A 2,730-nucleotide genomic window follows, 5' to 3' on the forward strand; every position below is an offset into this window, starting at 1 on the left:
GTATGATTATTACTTAGAGCTAGAGCGAGCTAACAAACCAGACTTTAGCATGGCTTTTCCGCGCATTTATACCATTATTAGGGAGATGATAGAGGGGGATAAGAATCTACAAATCTATCTTAAAAAAGGCAAAGACGGCCTACTACAGCGCTACCCGGTGGGCGTGAAAGTTAAAAACCACATTAATGAAGAGTGGCAAGTAGATAGCACTAAAATGGATTTTATGGTCAAAGTGCCTGATGAAAATGCCCCTAAAGGCTATGTGGTTAAGCGCAAAAATCTAAGCGCGGTTATTGAAACTTACGGCGGGGGCGCGCATGCGGAGTTAGTAGATACCACTAATTCTAACGCCCAGATTGAAGTTTTAGTTCATGCAATGGAAAAAATGGGCAAGCCGGATAGAGTGCGCTCAGATAATGGCTCAGATTATGCCAGCTCTCACTATCAAGGCTTTTTAGCGCGCTGTGGCATTAGTTCTTTGCGCTGTTCACCTTACAGAGGCCGAGAAAAAGGCCAGATCGAGCGCTTTTTTGGGGTCTTGCATGGCTGGCTTTATTGGATACCGGGTTATATTGGAAATGATGTGGCTAAACGCCAACAAATAGAAAGCCAACGGGCTAGCAAGCAAGATACACTAAGCGGCAAGGCCACACGCATACCCGAAGATGAATTGCTTTTTGATTATGATTTGCAGGCCATTATAGATGGGCTATTAGCGCAAAGATTTAGCAATTACGCGCCCTACTTGCCGCACAAACTCACTAATCAAGAATTAGATGAGATCAAAGCCCACATGGGCAAACGCCACAGACGCACTCTAAGCGCTGAAGGAATCAAACTTAACAACAAAATTTATACCTCCGCCAAACTTTGGGAAGTATTCTCCATTAATGATGGCGTGATTGTGGCTGAAACGCCTAAGCCCACAGAAGTGGAAATTTACACGCCAATGGGTGATTTTGTTTGTATTGCTAAAAGCACAGAGCTAGGCGCGGAGTGTATGGACTTAGAACAATACCAAAAAGTTAAAAAGCAATACAAAAAAGACAAGCTAAGCCCGCTTTTGAATGATATTAACAGCGCGCAGAAAAAAACCACAAAAGCAAAAGCCAACAAAGTCAAAAAGGCATTAAACAAAAAATCACCGCCCAAAAAAGCGCCTGAAAAAGACTTGAAAGTTAATTTCATGCATGCCTTAGAGGAAATCCGCAACATTTGGGAAATCCAGAAAAAGAGAACGGGCTAAATGCGTGCTAAACGGGGGTTAAACGCTGTTGAATGCCAAATTAAACGCGCGTTTAACACCTATTTAACCCAACTAAAGGAGTAACCATGAGAATGTAAAAAAACCCGGAAAACTCAAAACCTTATTAGCATTTCTAGCTTTGTTCACTTAACCGCTTATGGAGGGCGGAGCGGTTAAGCTTAATTTTAAAGGAGTTAAATGGACATCATTAAACAGATTGAGGAATTTATCAAAGAATACAATCTAAGCCAAGCCCAGATCGCTAAATCCATTAACCGATCGCCGGGCTTGCTTAGTAGTTTTATGCGTGGGAGTTACAAGCATGATACCAAAAGTCTAGAACAAGATTTACTAGACTTTATGGAGAGCTTTAAAAAAAGCCGGGCGATCCAAATAGCGAGAATGGCGATGGCTGGTATTATATTTTTGAGAGCATGCATGATAGCGCGGCGCGGCATTTAGCCTTTGATGGTGTTTGTCTAGCGCGCAAAGACCCTTATTGGAACACACACACCCCCCCGCTAGATTGGGGCTGTAGGTGTCAGTTGCACATGGTTAGCAAGCGCGGGCTAAAAGCTTTTAATGAAAGTAGAGGCACTAAGATTGAGATTTTAGAAAAAGCCCCAAGTAACTTGCCCGCTGTTGATTTAAAAATTGCCTTTGAACCAAATACCTACAAATACCTACAAAATTTTTTTAAGGCTAAATTAGAAAGCTACGCCGGTAACAATCAGGCTAAAGAAAAGCTTAGCGGTGTGCTAAAGGCTATTGAGGAAAAGAAAAGGCGGTTTAAGGAGTTGGTGGGGTTAACGAAAGAAGTTAATAAGGTTGTGAGGTTAGCTACTCTAGATCAAGCGCCTATCATGCTCAAAGGTAGCACACTCCAAGCTAACCCAAAAAATGATCTGTTTGATTTTTTCTTGGCTAAAGAAGTCATTGAAAAACCGCTATTGATAGCTACTAAAGAGCGCATTAGCCAACTTTTAGGCCAGAAACTAGGGCGGTGGTATCAAATTGAGATAAGCGGTACAGAATTAGTTGGTTTGCAACATTTCACAGAAGCGCCAGCATTAGATAAAGGCTTTCAGCTTGCCAAACTTGATTTTGAAAAATTCAAAGAACGCCCGCTATTTCAAGAATCACATGTATTTTCACAAATGGTTTTAGATACACTAAAAAGCATTGTGAATATATTAGCATTAAGCCCACAACAGGCTAAACATATTTTAGGCGGTGATAGCTATATACAAGGCCGTAGTTATTATAAAAAAGCGCCTACAATTGAGCAGATCAGGCAGTGGATCAAGGATAGTTTAGAAATTAGACTAAATAAGAATGAAAGCGCATGGGATAAACATGGCGTTATTAGCCATCCAGATTTTGAAGGCTTCGTTATCACCGATTCAGAGATCGTTAAAGTGTTTCAAAGTAAGTTACATTGGAATAAGAAAGGCATTCACATTGTACCAGTAAGGATCGATCAT

3 protein-coding genes are annotated in these 2,730 nt (G+C 41.1%); all 3 read left to right on the plus strand.

What is annotated here, in order from left to right:
* On the plus strand, positions 1-1,246 hold a 1,246-nt coding region (locus G6Q06_RS08195; RefSeq protein ID WP_163566290.1), incomplete at its 5' end, for a DDE-type integrase/transposase/recombinase.
* Between the two features lie 198 nt (positions 1,247-1,444).
* On the plus strand, positions 1,445-1,708 hold the full coding sequence (locus G6Q06_RS08200) for a hypothetical protein (protein WP_163532874.1): 264 nt from the start codon (positions 1,445-1,447) through the stop codon (positions 1,706-1,708).
* Positions 1,681-2,730, plus strand: a 1,050-nt coding sequence (locus G6Q06_RS08205; protein ID WP_240329368.1) for a polymorphic toxin type 50 domain-containing protein, incomplete at its 3' end; no start/stop codon positions are given. The genes G6Q06_RS08200 and G6Q06_RS08205, both read left to right, overlap by 28 nt.

Origin of the sequence: Helicobacter suis (assembly GCF_902196135.1) — a bacterium.
Taxonomy (GTDB): Bacteria; Campylobacterota; Campylobacteria; order Campylobacterales; family Helicobacteraceae; genus Helicobacter; species Helicobacter suis_A.

Excerpts from the sequence above, each read along its gene's own strand:
- G6Q06_RS08200 (WP_163532874.1), top strand. The coding sequence starts at position 1,445 with ATGGACATCATTAAACAGATTGAGGAATTTATCAAAGAATACAATCTA.